The sequence below is a fragment of the Paraburkholderia sp. BR13439 genome (assembly GCF_040948805.1).
In the GTDB taxonomy this organism is placed as follows: Bacteria; Pseudomonadota; Gammaproteobacteria; order Burkholderiales; family Burkholderiaceae; genus Paraburkholderia; species Paraburkholderia youngii.
Genome location: NZ_JBFPKN010000008.1, coordinates 283,249 through 307,045, shown reverse-complemented (window position 1 = coordinate 307,045; position 23,797 = coordinate 283,249). Strand labels below are relative to the sequence as shown.

Genomic DNA, 23,797 nt, shown 5'->3' with positions numbered 1-23,797 from the left:
GGCAAGCCGCTTACAGACCGCCATTGACGTCGAGTGTTGCGCCGGTGACGTAGCGAGCGTCGTCACTCACGAGAAAGCCGATGGCCGACGCGATCTCTTCCGGTTCCGCGGCGCGCTGCAGGCCTGAGCCCGCGATGAGTTTGTCACGGATCTCCTTGGGCACCTTTTCGCCCATCGCGGTGTTGATGGTCCCCGGCGAGACGGCCGTGACCCGAATGCCATGGGGGCCGAGGGGCTTCGCGAGGCTCTTCGTCAGGTTGATGACCGCCGCCTTCGAACCGCCGTAGTCGGTCACGCCGCTGCCCGCCGTGGCCACGATCGACGCGAGGTTCACGATCACGCCGCCGCCGCCCGTTTTCACGAGACGCTTCGCCACTTCCTGGCTCAGGAAGAACGGCGCGCGCGCATTGACGCCGTAGGTGAAGTCGTAGTCGGCGGGCGAGATGTCGAAGAATGTTTTCCCGTGCCAGACGCCCGCATTGTTGATGAGCACGCGGATCGTGCCGTGCTCCGCGTCGATCGCTTCGACGGCCGCGCGAATCTGTTCGATATCTGTGACGTCGCACTTGCGGTAGGCGTACTCGCCCTTGCCCGACTCGGCGATGTCGAGTCCGACGACCTTGTAACCGCGCTCACTCAAGTTCTTGCAAATGGCTTGTCCCGTCAGGCCGTTCGAGCCCGTAACAACTGCAACGCTAGTGGTCATGTGTCACCTCTTCTCACGATATGGTCTTGAACCAGGATCATCTTCATGCACGCTCCACGTCGAGCGGCTCAGGCTCAAGATTCGCCCGGCTGGCGATGCAGGTCCAATACTGTTTTGCGAGAAAGTGAGACCGATTTCCTATCGTTGCCGCTTCGTGACGGCGCGCATCAGCGCTGAATGACGATGCCCGCGCGTTCGCGATCCCAACAGTCGTCGGTGACGCCTTCCGCGCGCAGCCGATACTTCTCGACGCGCTGGCTCGGCGTTTTCGGCAGGCTGTCGCGAAACGCGATATAACGGGGAATGGCGAAATACGCGAGACGCGGCTCGCACCAGCGAATCAGCTCCGCTTCCGTGAGTCGCTCGCCGTGTCTGAGCACGATGACGACCTTCACGTCGTCTTCGCCCATCTCGGCTGGTACGCCCACCACGCACGATTCGAGCACCGCCGGATGTGCCCCGATGACGGCTTCAACCTCGAACGACGAGATGTTTTCACCGCGCCTTCGTAGCGCCTGCTTCTTTCTGTCGACGAAGTGGAAATAACCGTCATCGTCCTGTCGCGCGAGGTCGCCCGTGTGAATCCATAGATTCCGGAACAGATCGAGCGTCGCGGCGGGGTCCTTGTAATAGCCGCTCGTGCCGAGAAACGGGCGTTGCGGTCTCGCGATCAATTCGCCGGTCGTGCCGCGTTCTACTTCATTGTCCAAATCATCCACGATACGTACGTCGTATCCCGTGATCGCCCTTCCACACGCGCCCGCGCGGCGGTCGTCGTACGGATTCACCAGACAGCTGCTGCATTCGGTCATGCCGTACAGTTCAAGCAGGCGCGTGTTGAAGCGCGCCTCGAAAGCATGCCAAAGATGCGGCGGCGCGGCGGCGCCCACCATCAAGCGAAGCGGATTGTCGGCATCGAGCGGCGATGGCGCCTGCTTCATCAGGATCGACAGCATCCCGCCGATGAATTTCGCCGACGTGCAGTTCCACCGGCGGCAATCGTCGAGCATGCGGCTCGCCGAGAAGCGATCGGCGAACACCGCCTGCGCATCCGCCAGAATTGCGGGACCGGTCGTCCCCTGCGCGCTCGTGTGAAAAAACGGCAGGCCGGTGTAGAGAACGTCTTCGTCTGTATAGCGCGAGTACTTCACCGCCTGCGACCAGATTTCGTACCAGTAGTGATGGCTGATCAGCACGCCCTTCGAGCGCCCCGTCGTGCCCGATGTGTACGAGATAGTCGATAACTGCCTGAAGTCCACCGCAACGCCGGGCGCGGTCTCCGCGCGGGACATGAGTTCGTCGAAGTGCAGCGCTTCGCGCCCTGGCCAGTCTGCGAGATGCGGCGTCGTGCGCGCATCCACGACAATCGTGTGATTCAGCTTCGGCAGCCGGTCCGCGATGGCGCCTAGCGTCCCGGCATAGGCGGGCTCGGCGACGAGCGCAACGCAATCTGCATGATCGATCTGATACGCGAGCCCTTCGCCTTTCAGCGCGACGTTGATCGGCACGCAAACCGCGCCAATTCTGTTAAGCCCGAACCACGCGAACAGGAACTCGACGCGGTTCGAAAGCATCAGTGCGACATTGTCGCCGGGCTCGATGCCGAGCGCGCGAAAGCCATTCGCCGCGCGATTCGACGATGCGTTCAGCTCGTCGAACGTAACGGTCCGGTCGCGAAACCGGAACACTTCATGATGCGGATGTCGCCGCGCCTTGTCCTCGATGATATGGCCGATCACGCGCTCGGTCTGCGCATACTCGTGCATCCTCCATTCGGCCCATCTCCGCGCGGCGCGTTCGAACTTGTCGTCCCACTGACCCATCGTGTCGCTCACCCTGATTCATTCATAGGTTGCGCGACGGCGTCACGCAAGACTCTCATCCTCATTGACGCGCATCAGCCCTTCCTGCATCGCCGTACCGATCCGCCGCCCGTCCTGATACAACGCGCCCGCGCCAAGCCCGCGATTGTTTGTCGCGCACGGCCCGCTCATTTCGTAGTAGAACCACGCATCGGGGCGCACGGGCGCATGGAACCACATCGCGTGATCGAGGCTCGCCGAGCGCGCGCGGCGGTCCATCGTGCCGTGGCCGCGCGGACGCATCGCGGTGGTCATGAGGTCGAGATCGCACGCATAGGCGAGCACGGCATGACAGAGCAGAGGATCGTCGCCGCACGGCTCGCGCAACCGGCACCAAAGCCCGTTGGAGGGCGCCATTACGCCCGGATCGAGCCAAGGCCGCCACATCTCGCTGCGCCGCTCGAAGAGCCTCATGATCGTCGATACGTGCGAGCGGCGTCGCTCCAGCAGATGGGCTTCGCGCGCGTAAAACTCCGCTTCGGCGGGCATGTGTTCGGGCGATGGCACGTCCGGCATCCGTGCGAGACGCTCGTGATCGCCCTCTGACGCCTGAAACGAGGCCGCGCCGATGAACACCACGCGCTCACTCTGCGTGACGGTCACCCGGCGCGTGCTGAAGCTGCGGCCATCGCGCACCAGTTGCACGTCGAAGCGGATGCGCTTCGACACGTCCCCAGGGTGTACGAAATAACCCTGCATCGAATGCAGGCCGTGCGCCTCGCGCACGGTTCGCCCCATCGCCATGATCGACTGGGCGAGCATTTGTCCGCCGTAAATGCGCCGCACGCCATCGAAGAGCGAGTCGCTCGCGAATACGTGACGACTTTCCTCGCGCACCCGAAGGACCGACAGCAGATCGCTCACCGTCAGCGCCATACGCCCTCCGGTCAGCCAGGAATCGCGACGACGAGGCCGTCCAGCTCCGGCGTGATCTCGATCTGGCAGCTCAGGCGGCTATTGCTGCGCGGCTCTCCGAGACCTTCGAGCATTTCGCGCTCGACATCGCACGCTTCGCCGACCACGCCCATCCACGCATCGTCGACATAGACTTCGCAGGTCGCGCAACTGCACGCGCCGCCGCATTCGGCGACGATGCCCGCGATCATGTTGTCGACGGCACCCTGCATCACGGAACTGCCGAGCGGTACGTCGACTTCCGTGGTCTCACCGCTTACCTGTACGTATTTGATGACTGGCATTGCACACCTCTCTGGCTAACTTGATCGGACTAGTGTTGCGCCGTTTCGAACAGCGACTTCAATGAAAACGCCTCGTCGGCCAAGCATGCCGGATCGAGTGGCACGGCTTCGGCGATCACGCGCTTGCTGAGCATAAAATCCTGCGCGCGATTGATGCAATCGACTGCGAGGAGCCGGCCTTCCTTCAGGTAGAAGGCGCTGAAACTGCGGCCTGTGTCGCGCGGCCCGCGCACAACGACCTGGTCGTAACCCGTGTTGATGCCCGCAATCTGCAGCTTGATGTCGTATTGGTCGGACCAGAACCACGGTGTCGCACGATACGGCTTATCCTTGCCGCACAGCGCCGCGGCGGCTGCTTTCGCCTGTTCAGTCGCGTTGGGGACCGATTCGAGTCGTATGCGGCCGTAGTACGGCGACGGATGTAGCGTGCAGTCGCCCGCCGCGACGATGTCCGGGTCTGATGTCCGTGCGCACTCATCGACGACGATGCCGTTATCGACATCGAGCCCGGCCGCCTGCGCCAGCTCGACGTTAGGCACCACGCCGACGCCGATCACGACCAGGCTCGCAGGGAGCGCCGTGCCGTCGTTCAGCACGATCCGCTTGACGTGCCCGTCGCCCTCGAAACGATCGACGGTGACACTCGTGCGGATATCGACGCCCTCTTCCCGATGCACGCGCTCGAAGAAGCCAGACACCTGCGGCGCAGTGACACGCGCGAGCACGCGCGGCGCCATTTCGAGCACGGTTACATGCATACCGAGACGCCTGAGCACAGCCGCCGTCTCCAGCCCGATATAGCCGCCGCCGACAATTGCAGCGTACCCGCCCGGCTGCACGTGGCGGCGAATGCGATCGATGTCTGCGATGCCGCGCAGGTAATGTACGCCTTCGAGTTGCGCGCCGGGGAGCGCAACGGTCCGCACACGTGTACCGGTGCAGAGCGCGAGCTTGTCGTAGGCGAGCGATGCGCCATCGCGCAGCATCACTGACTTGCGTTCCCGATCGATCGCGACGACCCGCTCGCCCAGACAAAACTCGATGCCGAGTTTGCCGTAAGCGTCCTCGGCCCGGATCAGCAGATCGTTGCTGCTCTTTTCGCCCAGCAAATACGCCTTCGACAATGGCGGCCGATGATACGGAAAATGGGGCTCGTCGCCGACCACAATGATGCGCCCTTGCCACCCTTCTTGCCGAAGACTCGGCGCAAGTTGCGCCGCCGCATGGCTCGCGCCGACGATGATGCAGGTCCTTTCCACGATGCCTCCTTGCTATTGCCGATCCCGTCTTATGCGACCACCACAGGCCATGCGCCGCCGTGCTGCTTTAGCACTTCCTCGTTGTGTTCGCCAAGCATCGGCGGCGAGCGGTCGATCCGCGTCGGCGTGGCGGAGAAGTTCAGCGGATTATTGATGATCTTGAATTCGCCGCCCTTCGGGTGCGGCAGCGTCTTCAACAAGTTGTCGACGACGTGCGGATCGCTGAAAACTTCGGGCCACGTGCGCACCGCGCCGTAGATCGCGCCCGCCGCGGACAGCCGCGCTTCCCACGCGTCGAGATCGCGGGTCGAGAAGATCGCGGCGAGCCGTTCGTTGACGAGTTCACGATTCGCAAGACGTGCAGCCTTCGTCGCGAAGCGCTCGTCGGTCTTGAGCTCCGGTGCATCGAGCGCGTCGCACAGCACCTGCCAGAACTTGTCGTTGATCGTGATGATCATGATGTCGCGGCCGTCGGACGTCGCGTATGTGTTGTTCGGCACGATGTCCCAGTGTTGGTTGCCCATGCGCAAGGGCGTCTTCGAAGTCAGATCGAAATAAACATCGCGCGGCACCTGGCTGAATATGCTCGCGTCGAGCATTGACAGATCGACGCGTTGTCCTTCGCCTGTGCGCTCGCGCGCCTGCAACGCGGTGAGCATGCCGATCGCCGCGAGCAGCGCGGTAACAAGATCCGAGAAGGGAAATCCCGTCTTGAGCGGGCCGGATTCTTGCGTACCCGTGACCTGCATCACGCCCGAGATGGCCTGAATGATCATATCGAGCGCAGGGCGATTGCGGTCGGGGCCGTTGCGGTCGAAGCCCGAGATCGAGCAATAAACGAGGCGCGGATTCAGTTCGCGTAGCGCTTCATAGCCGATGCCGACGCGTTCCGTAAAGCCCGGTCGAAAATTTTCAACCAGCACGTCGGCCTCGGCGGCGAGCGCTCGCGCGGCAGCGCGTCCTTCCTCCGTCTTCAGATCGAGCACGATCCCGCGCTTGTTGCGATTCACGCCAAGAAAGAACGCGCCGTCGCCGTTGAGCGTTGTCTCGCCAGAGCGGCGGAACGGATCGCCTTCCGGCTGCTCGACCTTGATCACGTCGGCGCCGCAATCGCCGAGCATCATCGTCGCGAACGGGCCGGTCATCATCTGCGTGAAATCGAGCACCTTCAGGCCCTGCAGCGCCGTCTTCATGCTTTGTCCTTTTCGGTGTAGAACGCTTCGCGCTCGTGGTTCGACGCACGCACGCCCTTGTCGCGGCGCTGCTTCATGAAGTTGTACTCGTCGGCTTCGTAACGCACGTTGGTGGCGAGTGTATGCAGAACGTGACCGTAGGAGAACTGGGCGTCGATGCCGAGCGCATTCATCGCCAGATTCGTCGCGGCCTTGCCCATTACGATGCCGTCGCGTGGCAAACGTACGATGCGCTCCGCCCATTCCTCGCCCGCTTCGACGAGCGACGCGCGTGGCACGACCTTGTTGACGAAACCGTTCGCGAGACAGGTTTGCGCGTCCCAGACGTCAGCCATCAGCAGTAGTTCGCGCGCCTTGCGCGGACCGAGCGTCATCATCTCCCAGGCGGCGAAGTAGGCAGCGCCTGACAGCCCGAGCTTCTGCTCCGGATGTCCCATCTTCGCGGTGTCAGCCGCGATGACGAGATCCGACGCTTCGGCCAGGTACAAACCGCCGCCGAGGCAATAGCCCTTGACGAGCGACAGCGTTGGTTTGAGAAACTTGAAAATCCGCTCAAAGCGTTCGATATAGCGCTTGTCGTGCAACAGCCGCGCACGCTGGCTCGGCTTGCGCGCACGACCCTTGTCGTCGTACGTGGTCTCTCCGTATTCGGTGCCGACTTCAGCCAGATCGTGGCCGGTCGTGAAGTCTTCGCCAGCGCCTTGCAACACGACCACGCGCACGTCGTCGTCGGCTTCGGCCCGGTCGTAGCCGTCCATTAGTTGATCGAGCATGGCGCTCGTCATCGCGTTTTTCTTCTCCGGGCGGTTGATCGTGATGTAGGCCCGGCCGTCCTTCGCGATGTAGTCGATGCTGCCTGTCATGGGTATTCTCCTGTCCTGTGTGGTCTGCGTCAGTTGTTCAGATTGATCGCGACCGCCTTGACCTCGGTGTAGAGCTCGATCGCCTCGAAGCCGCGTTCGCGGCCCCAGCCCGATTGCTTGTAGCCGCCGTAGGGCAAGGTCGCGTCGGGCGACGAGAGCGCGTTCACGTTGACGATGCCCGCCTGCATGCGGCGCGCCATCTTGTGCGCGCGGCCGATGTCCTTCGTCCAGATGCTGGCCGCGAGCCCGTAGCTGGAGGCGTTCGCGGTCGCGGCGATACGGTCGAGGTCGTCGTCGTCGAAGGACATCGCGCACAGCACCGGCCCGAAGATTTCCTCGTCATGCACCTTCATGCCGGGCTTGACGCCGGTCAGCACGGTGGGTTGCACAAAGTAGCCGCGTTCGCCCGACGAGCCGCCACCCGCGTAGAGCGTTGCGCCCTCTTCCTGTCCGCTGTGGATGTAGCCCGCGACGCGATCGAGCTGGCGCCGCGAGATGACGGGACCCATGTCCGTGCCAGCGTCGAGGCCGTGGCCCATCTTCATGCCGTTCGCGCGCTTGGCGATGAGCTCCAGCATCGGCTCGAACGCGCGTTCGTGGACGTAGAGCCGTGAACCCGCCGCGCAAATCTGCCCGGCATGAAAGAAGATCGACGAGCACACGCCCGCGACCGCGGCTTCGAGGTTCGCGTCGGGAAAGACGATCACGGGAGACTTGCCGCCCAGTTCCAGTGAGACGCGCTTGAGGTTGCCGCTCGCTGCCTGCAAAATGCGCCGTCCCGTCTCGCCGGAGCCCGTGAACGCGACCTTGTCGATGCCCGGATGAGCGGCGATCGCGGAGCCGACAGGATTGCCGAAGCCAGTCACGATGTTCAGCACGCCTGGCGGAATCCCCGCTTCCAGCGCGAGTTCGCCGAGCCTGAGCGCCGTGAGAGGGGTCTGCTCCGACGGCTTCATAACGACCACGCAACCCGCTGCCAGGGCGGGCGCGATCTTCCACATCGCCATGTTGAGCGGAAAATTCCACGGAATGATCTGCCCAACCACGCCCACCGGTTCGCGCAGCGTGTATGCGTGCCATTCGCCCGGCAGCGACACGTTCGGTGTCTCGCCGCTCATCTTGGTGGTCCAGCCGGCCATGTAGCGCAGCATCTCGATGATGCCCACCACGTCGCCGTTGCGGCAGAACGGCAGCGGCTTGCCGCTGTTGATGCATTCGAGCTGCGCGAGCTCGTCGCCGTGCGCTTCGATCAGATCGGCGAAGCGCAGCATCATGCGCGTGCGTTCCGATGGTGTGGTCTTGCGCCACGGTCCTTCCAGCGCGCGACGTGCGGCTTCGACGGCGCGATCCACGTCGGTGGCGGTCGCTTCCGCGACCGTGGCGATCACTTCGCCCGTCGCGGGATCGAGGATGTCGGTGCGCTTGCCTCCATCGGATGCGATCATGCGGCCGTCGATCAGCAGTCCGTGTTCGCGCGAAAGGAAGTCGCGGGCCGCCTCACCCAGTGCCGGATGAAAACTCGTCGTCATGTCAGTGTCCCTCATGGTCAATGTCGTTGTCCCACGTCACTTGCCGAGCAGCTGCCGCGCGATGATCAGCCGATGAATCTCGTTGGTGCCTTCGAGAATCTGGTTCAGCTTCGCGTCGCGCATGAAGCGCTCGACGGGATATTCCGTCGAGTAGCCGTATGAGCCGTGCACCTGCACAGCTTCGAGCGCGGCTTCCATGGCGACGTCGGTGACATAGCACTTCGCCATCGACGAAAGCAGCGTGAGGCGGCTCGTGTCGCCCGCGTCGATTTCCTGCGTGCTCGTGTAGAGCAGCGTGCGCGCGGCCTCGATCTTCATCGCCATGTCGGCGAGCTTGAACTGGATCGCCTGAAAGTCGCCGATCCGCTTGCCGAACTGGCGGCGGTCCTTCGCGTATTGCACCGACTCGTCGAGCGCCGCCTGTGCGAGCCCGAGCGACGACGCCGCGACCGAAGGCCGGTTCAGGTCGAGAATCCGCATGCAGGCCTTGAATCCGTGGCCTTCCTCGCCGAGCAGGCAATCGGTATCGACGCGCATGTTCTCGAAGAACACCTGATAGGTCGGCGAGCCGTGGCGGCCCATTTTCACTTCCTTGCGGCCGACCTTGAGGCCCGGCGTCTTCGTATCGACGAGGAACACGCTGATGCCCTCGTGCCCGCGCCCTTCCGACGTGCGCGCGAAAACGAGCATGAAGTGCGCTTGCGCGGCCCACGTTATCCAGCTCTTCTGTCCGTCGATCACATACGACGCGCCGTCGCGGCGGGCCGTGGTGCGGATCGCGGAGACGTCGGAACCGGCCTCCGGCTCCGTGATCGCGACCGACGAGATCGTGCGGCCCTTCGCGGCTTCCGGCAGATAGCGCGCCTTTTGTGCGTCGGTGCCGAAATGCAGCAACGGCAGGATGAGGCCGATCGAGTTGTTCGCACACAGCGTCGAGGCGGCCAGCGACACCTTGCCGATCTCCTCCTTCGCGATGCACACCGAGGTCAGATTGCCCCCCGGTCCGCCGTATTCCTCCGGTACCCACATCTGCAAGAGGCCGAGATCGCCGAACACTTCGACGAGCGCATCCGGAAAATCACGCGTCTCCTCCATTTCCGCGACGAGCGGGCGCACCTGTTCGTCCGCGACCCTGCGCACCATGTCGCGCAGCATTTCCTGTTCTTCGCTGAACTTCACCTTGTTCTCCTCATATGCCTTGCATTACGGCAGCGTCACGTCGCGAAAGCCGAGCGCGCGCATCGCGGGCTCGTCGCTCACGCAAATCAGTTGCGCCTGTTCGGACAGGCTCTCGATCGTGAACGCGTGCCAGCAGGGAATGGCGATCACATCGCCGCGCGTGAGCTCGACGGCGCCGAGCGGCTCGACGGTGATCCGCACGTGCCCGCTCATGACCGTGTACAGGTTGTTGTCGATGCGCGGTCGCTGTTCCTCGCGTGCGCCACGCGCCAGGCCGATCGACTGCACGCCGATGGTCTTCAGGCAATCGGTGGCGAGTTCGAAAGTGCCGTGTTCGCGCGCGCCGCGCTCCAGCTCGGCGCGCTTGTGACGCATCGGCGAATCCGGTTCGTGCGACGTCACCGGTTCGTTGCGCCGCGGATGATCCTCGAAGAACATGCATTCGAGGTTCTGCACCAGCGGCACATCGAGAAAGTCGATCCAGAAAGCGGGCTCGTCGCCGAAGTTGCTGTGGCCGTGCCAGTGCCACGACGGTGTGAGCACCACATCGCCCGGCGCGACGTCGATCTGCACGCCGTTGACGATCGTGAAAGTGCGCTCGCCCGCATCGAGAATCAGGCGCAGTGCATTGGGCGAATGCCGGTGCGAACGCGCGGTCTCGCCGGGCAGCACAAGCTGATACGCGGCCACCAGATTGCGGCAGGTCGGGTAGATGTTGTCGGCAATCGGATCGACCATGATCAGATTGCGGCGCTCCGCCTGCTCGGGCGAGACGAAGGCGCACGCGGCATCGAGTGCGGCGCGGGCATCGGCATAGCGCCACAAGGCGGGCACGAAACGCGGCCGTGGCGCCGGCCACATCTGCGGCACTTTCTTCGCCCAGCCCGGCGAGAGCGCGCGGGCCTGCAAGTCATCAAAGTAACCTTGAGGCGCGGCGGGCGCCTGTGTGACCGTGTGCGACATTGCTGCTCCCTGTTCGTTTGTCTGCATACGAAGCGGCGCGCGTTATACCGCCAGACCGGCTTTCGCCTCGTCCCACACGGCGTGCATGCCGAGTTCACCCTGACGCACGTCGAGCGTCATCGAGCCGACGCCGTCGATCACGATCTCCAGCACGTCGCCGTCCTCGACGGGACCGACGCCAGCCGGCGTGCCGCTCGCGATGATGTCGCCCGGTTCGAGCGTCATCACGGCCGAGGACATCGCGATCATCTCGGGAATGTCGACGATCAGATTGCGCGTCGAAGCCGACTGACGTTCCTGGCCGTTCACGAAGAGACGCATCTCGATGTTGTCGAAATCGGCGATTTCATCGGCGGTCGTGATCCACGGCCCGGTCGGGCAGAACGTGTCGAAGGACTTGCGCATCACACGCTCCTCCTTGCCGCGGACGACCATGTCGAGCAGACACGTGAAGCCGAACACATAGTCGCGCGCATCGGCCCGCGTCACGCCGCGCCCTCGCCTGCCGATCACAACGCCGAGCTCGCACTCGTGATGAATCTCGCGGCCTGCGAGCGGCGGCAGGACGATGTCGTCCGCGGGACCGCTCAGACTAGAGTTCGCCTTCAGGAAGAAGCCCTGGCCGCTCGCCTTGTAGGTCGAGATCACGCCGCTGCCGGAGCCATGCTTCATCTCGTCGATATGCGCGTGATAGTTCGCGGGAAACGCGATGACCTTGTTCGGCCACTGCACGGGCGCTTCGAGCCGAACCTCGGCGAGCGGCCTGCTTTCGCGTCGGGTCAGTGCGTCGTGCAGCGCGGGGCTGCGCGCCTGCCAGTCGGCGATCAGGCGCACCATGCCGACGGGCGGCCATGTGCCCGGCTCTGCGCCCGCGAGCTCGGTGATATCGATGACACGCTCGCCATCCACGATGCCGATACGGCCTTGATCGAATGTGACGAGCTTCATCGCGTGGCCACCTCTTCGGTGACGACCGCCTCGGGCTTCACGGGATACACGCCGCGAATCACGTCGATCAACGCCTGCGCATCTTCGGGTGCCGCGTCGGCGCGCCATGCCACGTGCCCATCCGGACGCACGAGCACGAGTGCGCGCTCGTACACGGCACGTGCCGCGTCATTGCCGATATCGACGACCGTGAAAGGCACGCCCGCGCGTTGCGCCGCGTCGCGCAGCGTTTCCACATCGAGCGATGCGTCGAAGCGCAGCAGCACGAAGCTCTGGCCGAACAGGTCGAGCGTGGAGCGGCCGGGCGCGAGCCACACATGTGGCGCGCGATGGCCCGGACGCGAAGTCTGCACATAGGTGCTGATCGTGTCCTCGGGCTCCGGCGTGCCATCGGGGACAACGATCGACGAGCCTTCGTACCGGAAGCCCAAATGAATACCGATCGTGTACCACTCGCGCTTCATCATCGCCGTGTAGGCATCGCCGAAAACACGGCGCGCCTCATCGCCCGCTTCGCCCGACTCGAACACGGCGGGGCTCAGATTCTTGCGTGGCGTGAGCATGAGCTTGAGATTGTTGGTCGCCTCGTTGACGTTGCGGATGGCAACCGGACGGCGTTCAAACTCGTAGGTATCGAGCAGATGTTCGCCGCCCCACCCCTCGACCATCGCCTGCAGCTTCCAGCCGAGATCCACGGAGTCCTGGATGCCCATATTCATGCCGAAGCCCCCGGTGGGTGAAGTCAGGTGGGCGGCGTCGCCGGCGATCTTCACGCGCGCGGTTCCGTAGTTGTCCGCGACAAGCTGGCGGCGAATCCACGGCATCACCGACAAGATCCTGAAATTGAAGTCATCGCGGCCTACAGCGCGCCGGAAAGCCTTCGCCACATCCTCTTCTGAGAGCGTGCGCATCGTGCCGTCGCCGACGATTGAAAAGCGCCACTGGTCCCGTCCATTGATCGCGACCACCGTGCTCCACGTGCCTTCTGGTCCGATGAAGATGTAGCGATAGCCAGGCTTCTTGTCGTGCAGCGCTTCGAGCCCCTTGCATTCGATAATCGCGTTGGTTGTATAAGTCAGCGCGGGCGTACCGGTCATGCGGATCCCGAGGTTCTCCTTCACGCGGCTCGCGCCGCCGTCGCAACCCACGAGATATAGGCACTCGATCGTATCTTCCTTGCCCGATGCCAGGTCGCGCACGGTCACAGAAACGCCGTCGTCATGCTCTTCATGCGATACGTATTCGGTGCAATAGCGGAACTGCACCTTACCCGTCTTCTGCGCGAAGCGCGTCAGCACGGGGTCGAAGAAATTCTGCGGGCAGCGCTCGCGCTTTTGCGGGCTCTGCTCGGGGCGCGCCTCATCCCGCACGCTCGGAAACCGCTCGCGGCCGAATTCATAGCCGCCCGCCAGTTGCGACACCCAGGCGTAGTCCTGCGGATAGTCTCTGTTGTAGCCCGCGTTCTCGACATCCTCGACGATGCCCCAGCGGCGGCAGAACTCCATTGTGCGGATGCCGACCATGTCCATCTTGGGCTGGGACACGGTGCCGTCGCTGCGTTCGATCAGCACGCAAGGAACGCCTCGCCACCCGAGATCGCCTGCGAGGGAAAGGCCGATCGGCCCCGCTCCAATAATGACGACCGGGGCGTGCCCGCTCGCTTCGATTTGCGCCATAGCTGAATGCTCCATCATGCTCCACGTGTCGTTAGAACCTACGTCGCACCGCCTTGCTTTTCGACAGCGGCACCTCGATGTGAAGCCACTCTAGCAAGCACCCCCGTGCCTCGACCAATACTGTTTGCAGAGGAATTCAGAGGATTTCCCTCTGATATGCACCCAAGTTTCTTCCTCTCAATGGATCGGAAAAACGTATTGGTTTCTGGCCCATATGCGTGGCTATCCTGTGAAGCAGCCGATAGGCCGAGACGCTTCGGCAGCCGACAAAAGCCAACATCAGGAGACACGACACCATGCCCGCCATCCGCACCGAATAATCGCCTCGCGACGGTTCTTCAACGACGGCGGTCTGTCCGCAAGTCCGGACGCATGGCCGTCGATTCGCATCCGCGCCGCGCACTTTCCGTTTGCGGCGCCGCATTTCAAAGGTTCACCATGACCACCCCTGAACGTCCCTGGTATCGCTGGTATGTGCTGTTCATCCTGACGCTGATCTACGCCTTCGGTTACATCGACCGGCAGATCGTGACCATCCTCGCGCCCTATCTGAAGAAGGATCTGGGAGTGTCCGACGCGCAGCTCGGCCTGCTCTACGGCACATCTTTTGCGCTGTTCTATTGCGTGTTCGGCATTCCGCTCGCGCGTCTCGCCGACGGCTGGAGCCGCGTGCGCACGCTCGCGCTCGGGCTGTCGTTCTGGTCGCTGATGACGGCGCTGTCCGGGTTGTCGCGCAACTTCGTGCAACTGGGCACGGCGCGCATCGGGGTGGGCATCGGCGAGGCAAGCGCCACGCCTGCCGCCGTCTCGCTGCTCGGCGACTACTTCGAGCGCGCGCGGCGCGGTACGGTGCTCGCGCTCTATTCCGTCGGCGTGTATGTCGGTGCGGGTGCATCGCTCGCGATTGGCGGCTCGATCGTGTCGGCATGGGAACGCTCCTTCGGGCACGGCATTGCGCCGCTCGGACTGACGGGCTGGCAGGCGTCCTTCATCGGCGTGGGCGTGCCGGGCATGCTGTTCGCGCTGATCGTGATGCTGACGGTTCGCGAACCGATGCGCGGCCGGCTCGACGCCGTGCCTGCCAGGAAGGACCCGCATCCATTCGCGAGCGCCGTGCGGGATCTCGGCTCGATGATTCCGCCATGGAGTTGGCTGCGGCTTCAGGCGCTTGGCGCCCCGCGTCGCGAATACGCGCGCAACTTCGTCTATCTGCTCATCTCCGTCGCGCTCGTGATCGTGGCCACGTGGGGCACGAACCAAGTGCTTTCGGCAGGCCGCAAGGCCGTGATCGCGACGGTCGGCGGCTTCGATATCACGAGTAACCTCGTGCAATGGGTTGCCATCGCGGTTGCGTTTTACGTGTGCTCCAACTGGTATCAGGCCACGCGGCTCAGCGACGCGTACGCGCACCGCCTCATCACGGGATCGCGGACCTTCGCGGCCGTCACCGTCGCGGGCGCTTTCCTCGCGTTCGCGATGAATGCGGTCAACGCCTTCGTGTTCGTCTACGCGAGCCGCACGCTCGGCCTGACCGCTAGCGCCGGCCTGCATCTGGGCGTTATCGCGATCATTGCGGGCGGATCGGGCATCAGCGTGAGCGGCTACCTGTGCGACTGGGCCAAGCGCAAGCACGCATTCGGCCGCCTTTATTTCGTCTGCGTGACCGCGACCGCGTTTAGCGCGGCGAGCGTGGTGCAGTACCTGACGCAAAACGTCACGGTGTTCTATTGCGCCTATGCAGTCGCGACATTCTTCGTCCCGATGTGGTTCGGTCCGCTTCAGGCGACCACGCAGGATCTCGTCATTCCGCGACTGCGCGGCACGGCGTTCGCCGCATTTTCGCTCGGGCCGAACATCTTCGGGCTGGGGCTCGGGCCGTACTTCGTCGGCATCGTCAGCGATGCATCTGGCGATCTGAGACTCGCGATTCTCATCGCGATCGGTGTGCTGCCCGTTTCGATCGGCGCGCTGCTGTTCGCGAGCCGCTCGCTGTTGCAGGGCGAAGCAGATGCCCATGCGGAGCTCGAGCGCTTCAATGCCGAAACGCGCGGTGACGGTTACGTGGAAGTCGGCGGTCCACAGTTGACGCACTGAGCCTCCGTACTCCGCTCGCTTTTCAGTTTCGCTATCCCGTCGATAAGGAATCAGGTAATGAGGTCATCAGCATGAAGGTATTGGTTACGGTCAAACGCGCCGTCGATCACAACGTGAAGGTGCGCGTCAAATCCGATCATAGCGGCGTCGAACTCGACAACGTGAAGATGTCGATCAATCCGTTCTGTGAAATCGCCGTCGAAGAAGCCGTTCGTCTGAAGGAAAAAGGTATCGCGACAGAAATCGTCGCGGTGTCAGTCGGACCCGCCGCTGCACAGGAGCAATTGCGCACGGCGCTCGCGATCGGCGCGGACCGGGCGATTCTGGTCGAGACGACCGGGACGCCCGGCGCGCTCGCCGTCGCGAAGCTGTTGAAGGCGGTCGTCGAACGCGAAGCACCGCAGCTTGTCCTGCTCGGCAAGCAGGCGATCGACAGCGACAACAACCAGACGGGCCAGATGCTTGCCGCGCTCACGAACTGGCCGCAAGGCACGTTTGCCTCGAGCGTCGACGTCGACGTCGACGTCGACGCCCAACGCGTGACAGTGACGCGCGAAGTGGACGGTGGCCTGCAGACGGTAACGCTGCGACTGCCCGCCGTCGTCACAGCCGACTTGCGTCTTAACGAGCCACGTTACACGACGCTACCCAGCATCATGAAGGCGAAGAAGAAGCCATTCGAGACGCTCGCGGCGAGCGCGCTCGGCGTTTGCGTCGGGACGACGCTCGAAACACTGCGTGTCGAGCCGCCCGCCGAACGCAAGGGCGGCGTAAAGGTGACGTCCGTCGCGCAACTCGTCGACAAGCTCAAGACCGAAGCAAAGGTGATCTGATGGCCATTCTCGTAATCGCAGAACATTCGAACGGCGCGCTCGGCGCGGCCACATTGAACACGATCGCGGCCGCTCGGGCGATCGGCGGCGACATCACGCTGCTCGTGGCCGGGCACTTAGTGCAGGACGTGGCGGCGCAAGCGCGCTGCATCGCACACGTGAAAACCGTGCTCGTCGCCGATCACTCTGAGTATGCGCATCAGTTGCCCGAAAACCTCGCACCGCTCGTCGTGTCGCTGGCAGTCGGCTTTAGCCACGTCCTGTGTGCGGCGAGCTCCCACGGAAAGAACCTGCTGCCGCGCATCGCCGCGTTGCTTGACTCGGACCCCGTTTCCGATATTGTCGCGGTCGTTTCCGCCGACACGTTCAAGCGCCCCATTCATGCGGGCAACGCGATCGCGACCGTCCAGTCGGGCGCGGCGATCAAATGCGCAACCGTGCGCGCGATTGCCTTCACGCCCGTCGATGCAACCGGCGGAAGCGCCGACATCGTGCCCGTCACGGGCGCTGTGGATAGCGGCACCTCAGTCTTCGTTGGCGAGAAAATGGCGCGCTCGGATCGCCCGGACCTCGGCGCTGCGGACATCGTGGTGAGCGGCGGGCGCGGCATGCGCAGCGCGGAGCTGTTCGAACTGCTCTATCCGCTCGCTGACAAGTTAGGCGCCGCCGTAGGGGCGTCGCGTGCGGCCGTCGATGCGGGTTTCGCGCCGAACGATCTGCAGGTCGGGCAGACCGGAAAGATCGTTGCGCCGCAACTGTATGTCGCCATCGGCATCTCGGGCGCGATCCAGCATCTCGCCGGGATGAAAGACTCGAAGGTGATCGTCGCGATCAATAAGGATGCCGACGCGCCTATCTTCCAAGTGGCGGACTATGGCTTCGTCGGCGATCTGTTCGAGGCGCTGCCGCAACTGCAGGACGCACTTTGACGCCCGTTCGTTCATCGTTCATTCAGGAGTTTTCGCATGACCTCGCTCACGCAGACATTGGCCGATTTCACCGTTCAGACGCGCTTCGAAGATCTTCCCGAGCCCGTCGTGCATGAAACGAAGCGCCTGCTGCTCGATACGATCGGCTGCGCGCTCGGCGCTGTCGATACGCCAAGCGGAAAAATCGCGCTCGACTATGTCGACATGCTCGGTGGCGCGCCACATGCGAGCGTCGTCGGCTCGGCACGGCGCAGCTCGGCGACGGCGGCCGCGTACGCCAACGCGCGACTCGCCAACGTGCTCGACGCTGACGACACTTTCCCCACGTCGACGCACTTCGGCAACGCCACCGTGTTCTCCGCGCTAGCGCTGGCCGAACTCGACAGCCGCAGCGGCCGCGATCTGCTCGGCGCGATCGCCGTGGGCTTCGATATCGGCGCACGGATCGGCAGCTGGATGGGCGCGCCGATGCAGATCGAAAACGGCAAGGTGATCGGCTGGAACGAGCTCGGCGGACCTGCCGCCACCATCACTTGGGCAGCTATCGGCGCGTCGGTGCACATCACGCGTCTGGACGGTAGGCAGGCCAATCACGCGTTCGGCATCGGCGGCAGCAATTCGCCGCAGCCTACGCTGCGCAAATGGGCGGAATCCGTCGAGCAGCCGATGTACAAATACGCCGATGCCGGTTGGTGCGCGGAAATCGGCGTATCGTCCGCGTTGCTTGCGCGACTCGGCAGCACGGGGTTCACGGACATACTCGACGGCGAAAATGCATTCTGGAAGTTCTACGGCTCGCCGGGCCACGACGATCGCGCGCTACTCGCCGGCCTCGGCGACGACTGGCAGATTCTCAATACGACCTACAAGCCCTGGCCGTGCTGCCGCTGGATCCACCATCCCCTGACCGCGTTCGCGCAACTGCTGGAACAGCACGCGCTGCGGCCCGATGAAATCACGCGTGTCGTAGTGCGGGCGAATCCGTTCGCGCTCACGCCCATCTTCCGTGAACAGCAGCCGAAGGATCTTCTCAGCGCCGAGTTCAGCCATGCGCACGCACTCGCCGCCCTCGCCCACGCGATTCCGCCGGGTCCACGCTGGTACGAATCGACAACAATGAATGACTCGCGCATCGCGGCGTTCCGCGAACGCGTGACGGTCACCGCCGAGCCGTCTTCTTCGAACATCGCAGAATGGATGACGGGCGGACAATGGCGCGGGGTGCCTGGCGGCGTCGATATTCATGCGCGCGGCACCGTCTTCAGCGCGACCTCCAATAACGCGACGGGCGACCCCTGGACCGACACGACGCGCTTCTCGGACGCGCAAGTCCGCAGCAAGTTCGGCGTGATGGCCGGGCTCGATGCGGCAGGCGGCGGCCCGGAGGAACTTCAGCGCGCGGTGCGCGAGGTGACGGACGTGGTCATGGCGCTCGACGAATTGCCGGTCGAACGGCTCACCGCGAGTCTCAGAGCCTTGTTCCTGTCAATGCGCACGCAGGTCACGGAAGCATGAGGGGCGGCGGGCGCGGCGTGATCAGGCCACCGCGCCCCCATCCACCGGCAAGGCGATGCCCGTGACGAAGCTCGCCGCATCGGAACACAGCCACGCGATGCATTCAGCGATCTCTTCGGGCTCGCCGATGCGCCCCATTGGATTCATCGTAGCTGCCAGCTCACCCAGGCGGTCACCGAACTTTCGCTCGACGAAAGGCGTGCGCACGAGTCCCGGGCAGACGGCGTTGACGCGTATGCCGTGTCGCGCGTAATCGACGGCAGCCGATCGCGTCAGTCCGAGCACGCCATGCTTGCCGGACGTATAGATCGCGTGCCGCGGCTTGCCCACCAAGCCCGTGCGCGACGACACGTTGACGATCGCCCCACCGCTTTCCAGCATGGCCTGGATCTCATGCTGCATCGAAAGAAATACGCCGCGCAGGTTGACCGACATGAGACGCGTCCAATGTTCGGGCGTGGCGTCGGTCAGATCGATCGGCGTCTCGGACAGGCCGGCATTGTTGACGGCGCAATCGATGCGGCCGTGTTCGCGCAAGGTGCGTGTGACCATCGCTTCGATGGAGTCCGGGCGGGTGACATCGGTCTCGAGGAACTGGGCATCGCCGTGGTCGCGACGCAGACGTGAGCCGAGCGCATTGCCCTCCTCGCGGCACCGGTCCGCGATGACGACACGCGCCCCTTCGCGTGCCAGCAGTTCCGCCGTTGCACGGCCGATGCCCGAGGCGCCGCCGGTGATCAACGCGACTTTGCCAGCAAAGCGCGGTGTCTCGGGTGCGCTCACCATGTGACGGGCAAGGCTTCCAGCCGATAAACCTGAGACGTGCTGTTGAACGTCAGCGTCTCGACCGGCACCGCGAGCCGCAATCCAGGCAGACGCCTGAACAGCATGCTGAAGACCGTCTGCAGCTCGAGGCGCGCAAGCGGTTGCCCTAGACACTGATGGATGCCGTAGGCGAACGCTACATGCTCCTGCGGGTTGCGGTGGATATCGAACGTATCAGGGTTTGGGAATACATCAGGATCGCGATTGGCAGCGAAGATCAGCGGGTAGACGCCTTCACCGGCGCGAATCAGGTTTTCTCCGACCACCACGTCCACCGTCGCCACGCGTGCCGAATTGAAGTGCGCAATCGTATGAAAACGCAGCATCTCTTCGACGGCGCTTGCGAGCAACGAAGGATCGGCATCGAGTTCGGCGCGCTGCTCGGGGTGCATCAGCAACGACAGCGTGCCAAGACCGATCTGGCTGCCCGTGGTGCCGTGCCCGGCTGAATACAACAGTGAGGCGATCCGCACCACTTCCTCACGTGTCACGTGTCCGGGACGAATTTGCTCGATGACCAGGCGGCTCAGCATGTCGCGCCCCTCGCCGGGATCGACCTCCTTCTGCGCGATGATCCGGTCCAGATGCGCTTCCATATTGCGCACCGCCTCCTGCACGATTTCCGGCGACGCGGTGTGATCGTTACGTGTCGTACTCCATGTGCCCAGTTTCGCGTGATCCTCGTACGGCACGCCGAGCAGCGCGGAGATGACCATCGACGGAAGCGGCTGCGAAAAATGCTCAACGAAATCAAGCGGCGGTCCATGCTGGAGCATCTTGTCGATTAGCTCGTCGATGAGCTCGCGGATCATCGGACGCAGGTCGCTCATGCGCTTCTGCATAAAGTCTTTCGTCAGCATCCGCCGGAAGCGCGCATGATCGGGGTCGTCCATGTTGATGAACGCCTGACGCGATCGTGCTTGCACGGCGCGTGCCGGCGAAACCGACGGATAGCCCGGACGAAACGGATCGACGCTGAAATGCGGGTTTCCGAGGATCGCGCGCACGTCCTCCCAGCGGGTCGCGATCCAGGCTGTCGACCCGTCCCACAGCCTGACCTTGCTGAGCGGTTGTTCCTCACGCAGACGTGCGTATTCGAGCGGTGGGCTAAGCGGGCCGCCTGGCCGTTGAAACGGAAAGTCGCGTCCGACGTGGTCGTGATCCGTCCCATCTCCATCCTTTCGCATGCGTCTGTCTCCACGAGACAAAACCGTTATTCCAAGCCGACGTTGCCTGCTGCCGAAACGCCAGGCGTGCCGTGTCCCACCTCCGCTTTCGATCGCGATTGACTGACCTGGAAAGCAAGAAATGCCGACATGAGGAAGAAGGCCGACATCACATAGAGTCCGGTCCGGCTGGTTCCGGTCAGATCCTGCGAAATGCCGAGAATCCACGGCCCGACGAGTCCTGCTGTACTTGCGACTGAGTTGATAAAGGCAATCGCGATCGCCGCGCGCGCACCACTGAAGGACATCGCGGGAATGGTCCAGAACAGCGGCACCGCCGCCTGCACGCCTGCAGCACTGATACAAATGCCGATCAGGCCGACGACGGGCGAATCGACGCGCGCCGTGATCCACAGGCCGACCGCAGAGAGCAGCAAGACGATCAGCAAGTGCCATTTCCGGTCGCCGGTCTTGCGCGAAGTCCATGCCACGAGCGCGATGCCGGCGACCGCTGCCAACCATGGAATCGAGGAGATCAGGCCCGCATGGACGGGATCGACGTGAAAGCGCTCCTGCACGATCTTTGGCAGGAAGTATGTGACGGCCCAGAAGCCGATGATGATCGAGAACTCGAGCGCGATAAAGAGCCATGTCAGCGAGTTGCACACGACGGCCTTGAATTCGCTCAGGCTCGCTTTTGAATGTCCGTGATCCGAAACGGTTCTCAAGAGTAAATAGTCTTGCTCTTCCTGCGTCAGCCATTTCGCCTGCTTTGGTCCATCCGGCAGAATGAAAAGGACCAGGAAGCCCATCAATACGGCCGGAATGCCTTCCAGCGCGAAGGCCCAGCGCCACCCGGCGATGCCTGCTACGCCCTCCATCAGTAGAAGTCCGGCAGTCACGACAGAGCCGAGCGCGAGCGATACGGGGACGCTTAGTTCGAGCGTCAAATAGGCCTGCCCGAGCAGATGTCGCGGATACCAAAACGTTAGGTAAAACAGCACGCCGGGAAAGAACCCTGCTTCGGCGGCACCAAGAACAAAGCGCAGCGTGTACAGCATCGGCACGCTGTGCGTTGCCGCGAGCAGGCAAGTGACGATACCCCAGCTGATCATGATCCGCGCGATCCAGCGTCTCGCGCCGAAGCGCACGATCGCCATATTCGATGGCACTTCGAACACGAGGTAGCCGAGAAAGAAGATACCGGCGGCGAAACCGAAAGCGGACGCCGTGAGATGCAGTTCTTTGGAGATGGGAGAAAATAGAACGCCGAGGTTGGCGCGATCGATATAGTTGATGAAGAAACACAAAATGAGGATCGGTACTATCCGCATCGTCACCTTCCGGAAAATCTTCCGTTCGATGGCGGCATGCATGTCGGACCGTTCGGGACCTTGCGCGACTGGGTTGATTTGCATCGTCTCCTCACTAGTGAGAATAATTGGGCACTGTCGACCGTTCTTTCACCGCTTCTTCATGGCGGCATTGCAAGCGTCAGGCAGGAGTCGAAAACGGGCCGCGCGGCGACAGTGTCGCGCCGGTCTCACGCCAATCGCGAAGACGACCGTGCACCCCGGGCCGCGAATACATTGCTCGTGGTCCGTGCGTTTAGGTTGGCTCGCTGAGGGTCATGCGCGGCTCGGGCGTCATGCCACGCGCATTTCGTTCTGTCTGGATACGTTTGTCTGTCGTTAGCTTATGCGCGAGCGAATGAGGCGACCAATACGTTTTTCCGATCCATTGAGACGAAAAATCTAGCGACGATCAAAAGGCTTTTGCCGCATGGAGTTGCGATGGCCGCGGCGTATGCGCCGGGCGCGACTTACTGCGCATTGATGAAGGGACGCGCCTTTTGCGGGGGATAGACCTGCCAGGAGCCATCGTCATGGCGAAAAAACAGCATCGACAGGTTGCGCGACGTGCGGCTGATCTCCACGCGCACGCAGCGATGCGGACCAGCTTCGTCACGCGCAAGGCGCACCACGCGAGCCGGAGCCGCAAGGTAGGGCGCCAGCCATTTCTCGACGAGGCTATGCAACGTCATCGACCGATCGTTCATTTTGCGACTCCCGGACCGCAACGTATTGGTCCTATGACCAAATATTAGCGGTCAACTGACCAACAAACAAGGAATTTGCGACTAGGCGTTTACCATTAACTCCTGTGAAACTCGAGCTGGCACGGTATAAAATCTAACGAAATTGGTCATAAGACCAACCTTTCTAGGTCAAACGCACTTCGGAACCAGTCTGGCGACTACACGGGACGAAACCATGGAAAATTTGACGATCGCGCTATCGGACGTGGCGGGACCGGGTAAAAAGGGGGCGCCACGCGGACGACGCGAAACGCGCGTGCCGGAAATCCTCGAGGCGGCGATCAGCGTGTTCGCGGCCGCGGGAAACGACGGGTTCACGCAGCGGGGTGTCGCAGCGGCGGCGAACATCCGGCTCGCCACGCTTCAACACTACTTCGGCAGCCGCGATTCCCTGCTCAAGGCAACCATCGAGGAACTAGCACAACGCTATCTGAGGCGCTTTCATGAATTGGGAGAAGATGCCCGGCTCACGCCCGAAGCGCGCCTTCACGCCGTGCTCGATGAGACATTCAATACGCTCGCCAGCCCCGGCAATCTCATCAGTCCGTTCGCTCTCGAATGCTGGTGCCTCGCCGAACATCATCCGGAAGTAAGGGAACTGATGGAGGAAGTGAGCGAGAAATACCAGTCGCTCTTCGGTGGCCTGGTCGCCCAGATCAATCCCGATCTCCCCGCGCAGGAGTGCCGCATAAGGGGTGCGCTGATCTACTCGCATTGGCAGGGCCTGATCGTCTTCCTGCGTCGCTCGGGGAGGAACGCTCCTGACCTGGCCGCGTTTCGCAAGGCGACAGGCGTCGTGTGGACCGCGCTCGGCAAGACGACTTCGTGAATCGCGATATCACTGGAGAGGCCCCGACCGTTCCACTTACCAGCCTGTCCGAATTTCCGCCGCCACCTCTCTCTATTTCGCTCGCGTCTTCACACAAGTCGTTAGTCGGGTCTGAATAATTCGGTTGGGTC

Annotated in this window: 21 protein-coding genes; 5 read left to right on the top strand and 16 right to left on the bottom strand. The window is 63.1% G+C overall.

The window, feature by feature from the left end; genetic code table 11:
- Positions 1 to 10: 10 nt before the first annotated feature.
- The 12 genes from AB3X96_RS18595 to AB3X96_RS18540 all read right to left on the bottom strand — a co-directional run bounded on the left by AB3X96_RS18595 (position 11) and on the right by AB3X96_RS18540 (position 13,377).
- Positions 11 to 706, bottom strand: coding sequence for an SDR family NAD(P)-dependent oxidoreductase (locus AB3X96_RS18595; protein WP_368590824.1), 696 nt, complete (start codon positions 704 to 706; stop codon positions 11 to 13).
- A 167-nt stretch (positions 707 to 873) separates the two neighbouring features.
- Positions 874 to 2,541 carry an ATP-dependent acyl-CoA ligase gene (locus tag AB3X96_RS18590; protein ID WP_368590823.1) on the bottom strand — a complete coding sequence of 556 codons (1,668 nt, stop codon included), beginning with the start codon at positions 2,539 to 2,541 and terminating at the stop codon, positions 874 to 876.
- A 30-nt stretch (positions 2,542 to 2,571) separates the two neighbouring features.
- Entirely contained in the window at positions 2,572 to 3,444 is an 873-nt protein-coding gene (locus tag AB3X96_RS18585; protein WP_368590822.1) for an acyl-CoA thioesterase, read from the bottom strand.
- Between the two features lie 11 nt (positions 3,445 to 3,455).
- On the bottom strand, positions 3,456 to 3,767 hold the full coding sequence (locus tag AB3X96_RS18580) for a 2Fe-2S iron-sulfur cluster-binding protein (RefSeq protein ID WP_184225740.1): 312 nt from the start codon (positions 3,765 to 3,767) through the stop codon (positions 3,456 to 3,458).
- A 29-nt stretch (positions 3,768 to 3,796) separates the two neighbouring features.
- Entirely contained in the window at positions 3,797 to 5,026 is a 1,230-nt protein-coding gene (locus AB3X96_RS18575; protein WP_368590821.1) for an NAD(P)/FAD-dependent oxidoreductase, read from the bottom strand.
- Positions 5,027 to 5,055: 29 nt separating this feature from the next.
- On the bottom strand, positions 5,056 to 6,219 hold the full coding sequence (locus tag AB3X96_RS18570) for a CaiB/BaiF CoA transferase family protein (RefSeq protein ID WP_368590820.1): 1,164 nt from the start codon (positions 6,217 to 6,219) through the stop codon (positions 5,056 to 5,058).
- Positions 6,216 to 7,082 carry an enoyl-CoA hydratase-related protein gene (locus AB3X96_RS18565; protein WP_184225738.1) on the bottom strand — a complete coding sequence of 289 codons (867 nt, stop codon included), beginning with the start codon at positions 7,080 to 7,082 and terminating at the stop codon, positions 6,216 to 6,218. Before AB3X96_RS18565 ends, AB3X96_RS18570 begins: the two co-directional genes overlap by 4 nt.
- A gap of 29 nt (positions 7,083 to 7,111) precedes the next feature.
- Positions 7,112 to 8,611 carry an aldehyde dehydrogenase gene (locus AB3X96_RS18560; RefSeq protein ID WP_368590819.1) on the bottom strand — a complete coding sequence of 500 codons (1,500 nt, stop codon included), beginning with the start codon at positions 8,609 to 8,611 and terminating at the stop codon, positions 7,112 to 7,114.
- Positions 8,612 to 8,647: 36 nt separating this feature from the next.
- Positions 8,648 to 9,790: an acyl-CoA dehydrogenase family protein gene (locus AB3X96_RS18555; RefSeq protein WP_368590818.1), complete on the bottom strand. Its 1,143-nt coding sequence runs from the start codon at positions 9,788 to 9,790 to the stop codon at positions 8,648 to 8,650.
- 24 nt (positions 9,791 to 9,814) lie between these two features.
- Entirely contained in the window at positions 9,815 to 10,753 is a 939-nt protein-coding gene (locus AB3X96_RS18550; protein WP_368590817.1) for a cupin domain-containing protein, read from the bottom strand.
- Between the two features lie 42 nt (positions 10,754 to 10,795).
- Positions 10,796 to 11,701 (bottom strand): fumarylacetoacetate hydrolase family protein, encoded by a 906-nt coding sequence (locus AB3X96_RS18545; protein ID WP_368590816.1) that lies wholly within the window; start codon positions 11,699 to 11,701, stop codon positions 10,796 to 10,798.
- Positions 11,698 to 13,377 carry an FAD-dependent oxidoreductase gene (locus AB3X96_RS18540; protein ID WP_368590815.1) on the bottom strand — a complete coding sequence of 560 codons (1,680 nt, stop codon included), beginning with the start codon at positions 13,375 to 13,377 and terminating at the stop codon, positions 11,698 to 11,700. The genes AB3X96_RS18545 and AB3X96_RS18540 overlap by 4 nt, the downstream gene beginning before the upstream one ends.
- A 438-nt stretch (positions 13,378 to 13,815) precedes the next feature.
- Here AB3X96_RS18540 and AB3X96_RS18535 point away from each other — a divergent pair, with 438 nt between their 5' ends.
- From AB3X96_RS18535 to AB3X96_RS18520, 4 genes are all read left to right on the top strand, one after another.
- Positions 13,816 to 15,471 (top strand): spinster family MFS transporter, encoded by a 1,656-nt coding sequence (locus tag AB3X96_RS18535; protein ID WP_368590814.1) that lies wholly within the window; start codon positions 13,816 to 13,818, stop codon positions 15,469 to 15,471.
- 71 nt (positions 15,472 to 15,542) lie between these two features.
- Entirely contained in the window at positions 15,543 to 16,304 is a 762-nt protein-coding gene (locus AB3X96_RS18530; RefSeq protein ID WP_368590813.1) for an electron transfer flavoprotein subunit beta/FixA family protein, read from the top strand.
- Positions 16,304 to 17,233, top strand: a complete 930-nt coding sequence (locus AB3X96_RS18525) for an electron transfer flavoprotein subunit alpha/FixB family protein (protein ID WP_368590812.1) — start codon at positions 16,304 to 16,306, stop codon at positions 17,231 to 17,233. The genes AB3X96_RS18530 and AB3X96_RS18525 overlap by 1 nt, the downstream gene beginning before the upstream one ends.
- A 36-nt stretch (positions 17,234 to 17,269) precedes the next feature.
- Entirely contained in the window at positions 17,270 to 18,748 is a 1,479-nt protein-coding gene (locus tag AB3X96_RS18520) for an MmgE/PrpD family protein (RefSeq protein ID WP_368590811.1), read from the top strand.
- Between the two features lie 21 nt (positions 18,749 to 18,769).
- On the opposite strand, the gene AB3X96_RS18515 is transcribed toward AB3X96_RS18520, so the two are convergent.
- The 4 genes from AB3X96_RS18515 to AB3X96_RS18500 form a co-directional block, all read right to left on the bottom strand.
- The gene (locus tag AB3X96_RS18515; RefSeq protein WP_368590810.1) at positions 18,770 to 19,534 is read right to left on the bottom strand and encodes a glucose 1-dehydrogenase; all 765 of its coding nucleotides are present in this window, start codon (positions 19,532 to 19,534) and stop codon (positions 18,770 to 18,772) included.
- The gene (locus tag AB3X96_RS18510; RefSeq protein ID WP_368590809.1) at positions 19,528 to 20,760 is read right to left on the bottom strand and encodes a cytochrome P450; all 1,233 of its coding nucleotides are present in this window, start codon (positions 20,758 to 20,760) and stop codon (positions 19,528 to 19,530) included. Before AB3X96_RS18510 ends, AB3X96_RS18515 begins: the two co-directional genes overlap by 7 nt.
- A 26-nt stretch (positions 20,761 to 20,786) precedes the next feature.
- Positions 20,787 to 22,115, bottom strand: coding sequence for an MFS transporter (locus AB3X96_RS18505; RefSeq protein ID WP_368590808.1), 1,329 nt, complete (start codon positions 22,113 to 22,115; stop codon positions 20,787 to 20,789).
- 446 nt (positions 22,116 to 22,561) lie between these two features.
- Positions 22,562 to 22,798, bottom strand: a complete 237-nt coding sequence (locus AB3X96_RS18500) for a hypothetical protein (protein ID WP_368590807.1) — start codon at positions 22,796 to 22,798, stop codon at positions 22,562 to 22,564.
- A 214-nt stretch (positions 22,799 to 23,012) separates the two neighbouring features.
- On the opposite strand from AB3X96_RS18500, the gene AB3X96_RS18495 reads away from it, so the two are divergent.
- A complete protein-coding gene (locus AB3X96_RS18495; protein WP_368590806.1) occupies positions 23,013 to 23,666 on the top strand; it encodes a TetR/AcrR family transcriptional regulator in 654 nt (217 codons plus the stop codon).
- Positions 23,667 to 23,797: the final 131 nt, after the last annotated feature.

What these genes read in the sequence shown, in the direction of transcription:
- AB3X96_RS18530 (WP_368590813.1), top strand. Translation starts at nt 15,543, where the DNA reads ATGAAGGTATTGGTTACGGTCAAACGCGCCGTCGATCACAACGTGAAG.
- AB3X96_RS18595 (WP_368590824.1), bottom strand. Translation starts at nt 706, where the DNA reads ATGACCACTAGCGTTGCAGTTGTTACGGGCTCGAACGGCCTGACGGGA.
- AB3X96_RS18520 (WP_368590811.1), top strand. Translation starts at nt 17,270, where the DNA reads ATGACCTCGCTCACGCAGACATTGGCCGATTTCACCGTTCAGACGCGC.
- AB3X96_RS18580 (WP_184225740.1), bottom strand. Translation starts at nt 3,767, where the DNA reads ATGCCAGTCATCAAATACGTACAGGTAAGCGGTGAGACCACGGAAGTC.
- AB3X96_RS18545 (WP_368590816.1), bottom strand. Translation starts at nt 11,701, where the DNA reads ATGAAGCTCGTCACATTCGATCAAGGCCGTATCGGCATCGTGGATGGC.
- AB3X96_RS18570 (WP_368590820.1), bottom strand. Translation starts at nt 6,219, where the DNA reads ATGAAGACGGCGCTGCAGGGCCTGAAGGTGCTCGATTTCACGCAGATG.
- AB3X96_RS18495 (WP_368590806.1), top strand. Translation starts at nt 23,013, where the DNA reads ATGGAAAATTTGACGATCGCGCTATCGGACGTGGCGGGACCGGGTAAA.
- AB3X96_RS18565 (WP_184225738.1), bottom strand. Translation starts at nt 7,082, where the DNA reads ATGACAGGCAGCATCGACTACATCGCGAAGGACGGCCGGGCCTACATC.
- AB3X96_RS18500 (WP_368590807.1), bottom strand. Translation starts at nt 22,798, where the DNA reads ATGAACGATCGGTCGATGACGTTGCATAGCCTCGTCGAGAAATGGCTG.
- AB3X96_RS18540 (WP_368590815.1), bottom strand. Translation starts at nt 13,377, where the DNA reads ATGGCGCAAATCGAAGCGAGCGGGCACGCCCCGGTCGTCATTATTGGA.
- AB3X96_RS18505 (WP_368590808.1), bottom strand. Translation starts at nt 22,115, where the DNA reads ATGCATGCCGCCATCGAACGGAAGATTTTCCGGAAGGTGACGATGCGG.
- AB3X96_RS18585 (WP_368590822.1), bottom strand. Translation starts at nt 3,444, where the DNA reads ATGGCGCTGACGGTGAGCGATCTGCTGTCGGTCCTTCGGGTGCGCGAG.
- AB3X96_RS18550 (WP_368590817.1), bottom strand. Translation starts at nt 10,753, where the DNA reads ATGTCGCACACGGTCACACAGGCGCCCGCCGCGCCTCAAGGTTACTTT.
- AB3X96_RS18535 (WP_368590814.1), top strand. Translation starts at nt 13,816, where the DNA reads ATGACCACCCCTGAACGTCCCTGGTATCGCTGGTATGTGCTGTTCATC.
- AB3X96_RS18510 (WP_368590809.1), bottom strand. Translation starts at nt 20,760, where the DNA reads ATGCGAAAGGATGGAGATGGGACGGATCACGACCACGTCGGACGCGAC.
- AB3X96_RS18560 (WP_368590819.1), bottom strand. Translation starts at nt 8,611, where the DNA reads ATGACGACGAGTTTTCATCCGGCACTGGGTGAGGCGGCCCGCGACTTC.
- AB3X96_RS18525 (WP_368590812.1), top strand. Translation starts at nt 16,304, where the DNA reads ATGGCCATTCTCGTAATCGCAGAACATTCGAACGGCGCGCTCGGCGCG.
- AB3X96_RS18515 (WP_368590810.1), bottom strand. Translation starts at nt 19,534, where the DNA reads ATGGTGAGCGCACCCGAGACACCGCGCTTTGCTGGCAAAGTCGCGTTG.